Origin of the sequence: Mycobacterium sp. (assembly GCF_049281135.1) — a bacterium.
GTDB lineage: Bacteria > Actinomycetota > Actinomycetes > Mycobacteriales > Mycobacteriaceae > Mycobacterium.
This window is the reverse complement of sequence record NZ_JBAPRN010000669.1, coordinates 1-5,621: the sequence shown is the minus strand read 5'-3', so window position 1 is coordinate 5,621 and position 5,621 is coordinate 1. Positions and strand designations below refer to the sequence as shown.

General features: G+C 64.9%; 7 protein-coding genes. All 7 read right to left on the bottom strand.

What is annotated here, in order from left to right; genetic code table 11:
• Positions 1-1,261: DEAD/DEAH box helicase family protein (locus tag WAN02_RS26820; protein WP_422268101.1), on the bottom strand; the 1,261-nt coding region annotated here is incomplete at its 3' end.
• 108 nt (positions 1,262-1,369) lie between these two features.
• On the bottom strand, positions 1,370-2,749 hold the full coding sequence (locus tag WAN02_RS26815) for a phage major capsid protein (RefSeq protein WP_422268099.1): 1,380 nt from the start codon (positions 2,747-2,749) through the stop codon (positions 1,370-1,372).
• A 248-nt stretch (positions 2,750-2,997) separates the two neighbouring features.
• Positions 2,998-3,213 carry a hypothetical protein gene (locus WAN02_RS26810; protein WP_422268097.1) on the bottom strand — a complete coding sequence of 72 codons (216 nt, stop codon included), beginning with the start codon at positions 3,211-3,213 and terminating at the stop codon, positions 2,998-3,000.
• Positions 3,214-3,227: 14 nt separating this feature from the next.
• On the bottom strand, positions 3,228-3,449 hold the full coding sequence (locus WAN02_RS26805) for a hypothetical protein (RefSeq protein ID WP_422268095.1): 222 nt from the start codon (positions 3,447-3,449) through the stop codon (positions 3,228-3,230).
• Between the two features lie 147 nt (positions 3,450-3,596).
• Positions 3,597-3,854, bottom strand: a complete 258-nt coding sequence (locus tag WAN02_RS26800) for a hypothetical protein (RefSeq protein WP_422268093.1) — start codon at positions 3,852-3,854, stop codon at positions 3,597-3,599.
• A 65-nt stretch (positions 3,855-3,919) separates the two neighbouring features.
• Positions 3,920-4,357, bottom strand: coding sequence for a hypothetical protein (locus WAN02_RS26795; RefSeq protein WP_422268091.1), 438 nt, complete (start codon positions 4,355-4,357; stop codon positions 3,920-3,922).
• Positions 4,354-5,621, bottom strand: a 1,268-nt coding sequence (locus WAN02_RS26790) for a DUF3631 domain-containing protein (protein WP_422268089.1), incomplete at its 5' end; no start/stop codon positions are given. The genes WAN02_RS26790 and WAN02_RS26795, both read right to left, overlap by 4 nt.

The window sequence follows — 5,621 nt, the reverse complement described above, 5'->3', positions numbered from 1 at the left end:
CGTCCACGGTGAGCACTAGGACCTTGTAGTCGGTGAGCAGGCCGCGTTCGACAGCATCGCCGAAGGAAAGGTTGTGGAACTCGGGGCCGTAGCGCAGTTCGTCGTCCATCGACACCAGCTCGGCGGAATGCTCGTCGGCCTTGCCCTTGACGGCGTCACTGTAGATGCGGGGGGTGGCGGTCATGTACAGGCGGAGTTTGGCGTGCAGGTAGTCGTTGTCGTGGACGCGCACGAAGTTCGACTCATCCCCATCAGCGAGGATGACGCCGGTGGTGCGGTGGGCTTCGTCGCAGATCGCCAGATCGAAGTCCTCCATGCCCAGGCCCTGGGCATCGGCCACGGTCGGCAATGACTGGTAGGTGGAGAACACCACCGTCAATCCTTTGGCACGCTTACGGTGGCCCATCTCGTCGAGGAGCTTGGCTGGGTTCGTGGTGACGGGGATGGGTACGTCGTAGACGTTGAAGTCTTCGGTTGAGCGGAGCCGGCCCACCTTGGTATCCGAGCACACGGCGAACGCGCGCATATCCACCGCGCTTTGCGCGGTCCACTCCCGCAGCGACTGACTCAACAGCGAGATCGACGGCACCAGAAACAGAATCCGGGCACTCCCGCCAGCGTCGACGGCGACCTGCTCGGCCAGCTTGAGCGCGGTGAACGTCTTGCCGGTGCCGCACGCCATGATGAGCTTGCCGCGGTCATTGCCGACGGCGAATCCCTTCAAGACCGCGTCTATAGCGGCGACCTGGTGCGGGCGGGGCAATTTCTTCTCCGCAGGGCTCAGGTCGATGGTCAGGTTTCCCTGCGGCCAGGCGATATCCCAGTCAATTGGTGATTCGGCGATATCGGCCATGTTGATCCGCTGCACCGGGGTGATCTGATCGTCGAGCGCGTCTTCGGCGTTCTTGCCCCACCTGTCGGTGGTGGAGATGATTACCCGGTTGGTGAATGGCTTCTTGCCTGATGCGGTGAAGAAGGTGTCTATGTCGCCCTTCGACAAGGTGGTTGTCGGCTCGTAGAACTTGCACTGGATCGCGGTGTACTCACCGGTGTCGCGCTCGCGGGCCACGAGGTCGATTCCGGTGTCGGTCTTACCCTGGCGGTCAGGCCAGTCGATCCACCGCCATACCGCGTCATACTGCTGCGTCAGCGCTGGATCCAATTCGAAGTAGCGCACCATCAACTTCTCGAACAGGGTGCCGCGCTCGGAGTTCGACGGGGCCTGCCGGAACGCCTCGATCACGTCGTTGATAGAACCCATGCCGAATTACATCCCTCCCGTGGACACGCTCGTGCGCCCAACATATTGCTAGAGAGGGCCGACGTGCGGACTGCCTACGCCGAACTTGGACCGCGGGCAGCGGGTTCCTCAGAACGTCGGGGCCGAAAGACCAGAGAGCTCGACGATGCTGGCTGGATAGCGAGCAGCCGAAAAGGCCAAATAGCCATACAGCTGCAACAGCACCGTGAGGTTCTGCGCCTTGGTCTCCGGTAACACTCTGGCCCGGATCCCCGACTCCCACAGCACGACGTCGGATGCGCGCAGCACATACACCGGGTCCTCATCGCCGCCTGTGCCCAGGTTCGTCTCGATGTTGGGATCGGTCACTACCGGCAGGCCTTGGATGCTGCCGACGACCTGTTGGCTGGCGACCTCCTCCAGGATACCCGCGGCGTTGTAGGGCCGGTTGGCGTCGGGCAGAAACAGCGGCCGCTGCTGGTTGTCGAGCAAGGCCAGGAACCAGCCCCAGCGCCGCGGGTGCATGACGACAACCTCGGGCGGCTGAAAGCGGGTGGTGTGCACGGTCTGGATCGCGTTGGCGATGGCGCTGTAGACACCCTGGATGTCGACGGTGGATACGGCGATGCTGCCGATGTTTGGCGTCAGGCGGACACCCAGCACTTGGCCGTTGGTGCCGCTGCCAGACAGGCACTGCTTGTCGAGCTGACTCGCATAGTCGGCAATCAAATCGCGGAATACCAAGTCGTCGAATGCAATTGGGCTTTGATCGAGAAGTTGGATCGCAACACCCTGCTGGCCGCTGATCGTCCGAACCGCCGCGTTGATGAATGTGTCCGTCAGGTCCACGTCCTGCACCGGTGTGTTGTCGGCGGTCTGGACCGCTGTGCTGGTCCCGGTCAACACCTTGGGGATGTTGATCGAATCCGTGCCGCCCGGAAGTGGTTGGCGCTGCACGAGGTTCGCGAACGCCCGCCCAGGACGTGCCAGCTCGACGTACTGGTTCATCAACCAGGCGGGCGGCACGGCATAACCTCCCGATCCGTCTACCCGGCTCAGATCGCGGTGCTCTTCGAACGCGGGATGATCGACGACCTGCTGGGCGTGGGAGGCCAGGCGGGCGCGGGACTCGCCGTCACTGTCCAGGTTCATCGACAGCCGGATCAAATCCCGGCACCAGGACTGGCGTTGGTCGCCGCGCCGGTAGATGAGGTCGCGGGCGTCAGCGTGGTTCATGATGTTCCTTGAAGTGGTCTGTGGGTTCGTTGGGCTCAGCCGCGCCAGACGCGCCGGCATCCCGCTCCGCTCGAAATCTGCGCGGTACTCGGCGATCTGCTCGCCTAGCCCGCGCAAGTCCGCCATTGCGTGGCGGTAGCGGTGCTGCTCGCCCTCGTTCATTTCGCGGTTGGCGGCTCTGCACTCCATGAGCATTTCTTCACAGGTGCTGCGGATGGATTCGCGGCTCTGCTCAAGCTTGGACAGGAAATCGTTGGTCGGCGTTCCAGCCATGATCGGGACTTTCGGGTGGGGCGGAAACCGGCCCCGAAGGACCAACAGCGCCGGTTTCCGCGCAACGTCAAGGGATAGGTGGGACGCCAGTCCCATGACGCCACCCTCAGACTTCGCGCGGCGGTGAGTGCCTCAGACCGGTAGCTGGCCGGTCCCGCCCGTTCATCCGGGCGATTCCGCGAACGTCACGTCGCCAGCCCAAGCGTAGAACCGCGTGGCGACAGGCTCAACGACCGACGCGCCAGTTTCTAATTCTCGGTGCCGCCTTTGAGGATTCGGACCTGCGAGACGTAGCAGGCCTCCTCGGGCGCGGGGATGCCGGTGAGGTCTGCGGGCTCGTAACCCTTCGCGCGCTCAGCGGCCAAGGCCGCCTCCAGCGCGTTCTTCACGGCGTGCACTCCCGGGTCAAAGCTCACCTCAGCCGCTGCGTGGGCATCGTTCGCGGCGTCTTCAAGTCCTGACATGGTGGCCGTCCTCGCTAGGGCTTATGTGCCATCGCCGTCTGCCATGATGTGTGTGCATTATCAGGGCCGTCGATGGGCAACATGCCGTGCACGGTGCACGTCGCCGACCATCGACCCAGCGCGTCGCGGCCCCACAGAACGGTGCACCCGTTCGGCAGGGTGCCGACGTTCCACTCCGACCCGTCGCGACCGTGCAGGGCGTGGCCCTTCCCGGCAGGGTGCCAGCTGTACTGCAACTCTTACTTCCTTTCACTCGCGTCCGGCATCGTGCCGTGACGAGGGGGAACGCCGGCGTCGCACCTACCGGCCAGCGCCCCAGCGGAGTGTTCCCAATCAATTCCCCCGGGTCCGCGACGATGGGGCTGGTTCATCGCGCTCAATCATCACGCAAACCGCGGCGTCGGCGGAGGGTTGATCATGATCGCCGGCTGCGTCGGCTCTCCGGTGTAGAGGATCGAAGCGTCTTCCACGCTCACGCTGGTCCACTGCCGCGCCGCCAGGATCAGGACCGGGGTGAGCGGCTGAGGCTTGGGCGCGATGGCGGCGAGCAGCCACACCGAACCGTCAGTGCGCGTGGTGATTTCGTCGGCCTGGACGGCAACCGTGCGGCCGTCGCTGAGGGTGATCGTGAACTGGGTCATGGGTCCCCTTCGGGTTAGGGCGGCCCGGAGACGGTTGGCGCCGCCTCCGGGCCGGTGGTGATGGGTTACCGACCGATCGCGTCTGTCAGCGCCGCCAGTACATCCGTGAGCGTGTCGAACAGCTCCGCGTGTTGATCCTCGGTAATCAGTCCCAGCAGTACCGGCGCCTCCAAGGCGCCCTGAGCCGACAGGATGTGGCCGTACACCTCCGAGATGGCGCCCGGTAGTGGCGCACCGGCCACCGTGAACACGGGCTTGCTTGTCGATGTCATCTTCTGTTCTCTCTTTCCCCGCCGACATTCGCGGCGGTGGTCTGTGGGGTTGGCCAAAAGTCGGCATTCCAGGCATCGGCCGGTGGCGATGGACTCGGGCCGGCTCAGCACCGTGTCGCAGCCACGGCAATAGAGCAGGGGGATGCAGTACCGGCGGCAGGACCTGCAGACCCGCTCGGGGGTGCAGTCGCATGCCGTTTGGAAGTAGGGAGCGAGACTGCCGTTGGTCATTCGCTGTCCTTTCCGTGTTTGCTGCAGTCGTCGCGATGGAAGCCGTGCGTGGGATAGAAGTAGCCGCAGCTCAGGCACGGGGCCGTTACGTCGGGAGTGCCGGTATCGAACCGGCCGAACCGGTTGAACCGGCCAAACCGGCCGTCATCGTCCTCATTCCTGCCGGTTTGGCCGCCTTGGCCGGTTCGGCCGGTTAGTTGGTGAGGTATGCCGAGCCGGTTCCACACCGGCTCAAGTCCAGCCCGGAGGTAACCGCGTGGGCTCATTCCGCCGCCCGGACGGCATGACATCACCTTTGCTGACTGAGCCAACATCCGGCCGAATCGTTGCTCGGTCAGCTCCTTGCCGTACGAGCTGCCCTTGCCCCAGTAGTCGGGGTTGTGCTCGATGAGCCGCGACACCAGGTGTCGGGTCGCCGCAAACGATTCGTCCCCGGGCCAGACGTCGGTGAGGTCGGCCAGCAGGACGACCCCGGGCGGTCGGGCTTTCAAGCCGGCCTCGCGCTCGGCTGCCTCCTCGGCCAGATCGCGGACGATGAGAGCGTCAACGACATCGGGCCAGCGACCGCCCGCTGCGGCGGCGACCCGCTTGAGCGGACGCCACTTCTCCTTGGACCGGCCGATGCAGCCCGCCGGTAGGTCGACCGCCATTCCACGCACCTGGTCGCGCACTTCGTCGGCGAACCCGGCCACCCGCTCCCGCAAGGCGATGGCGTCGTCCTCGATGTACTCCCAGTCGGAGTCCTCCACGCTGCCGTCGAAGTCGGGCATGAGCAGAACCCGGATGATGCGGGAGCGTGTGTCGTCGGGCAGGATCGGCGCGTTACCGGCCATCGCCAGAGCGCAGAACGTCGACATCTCTGTGGCTGACCAGCCGCCGCCGCCCTTCGGTACCAGTACTGGACGGGTAGCGCCGACGCGGTAGCCGGAGTTGGTGATCGCCAGCAGATCCGGCGTGCTCGGGCTCTCGGGTCGCAGGATGCGGTCGACCTCGTCCAGCAGGATGGTCCTGGTCTCGAACTCCAGGAGCCGCGGGATCAGCGCCTGAGACGGTGGGCTCGCTATTTGGATCGGTCGGTGACAGAGCCGGGAGAAGTGGTCGAGCACAGTAGTTTTGCCGCTGTTGGGCATGGGCGAGTCGATCTGCAGTCGCGGCGTGGTCCGCAACTCTGTGACCAGGTGGGTGTGCGCCGTCCACAGCGCCAGCAGCGCCAGGTCGCCGTCGAAGCTGACGGAGATGAAACGGCCGAACCACTGTTCTAGAT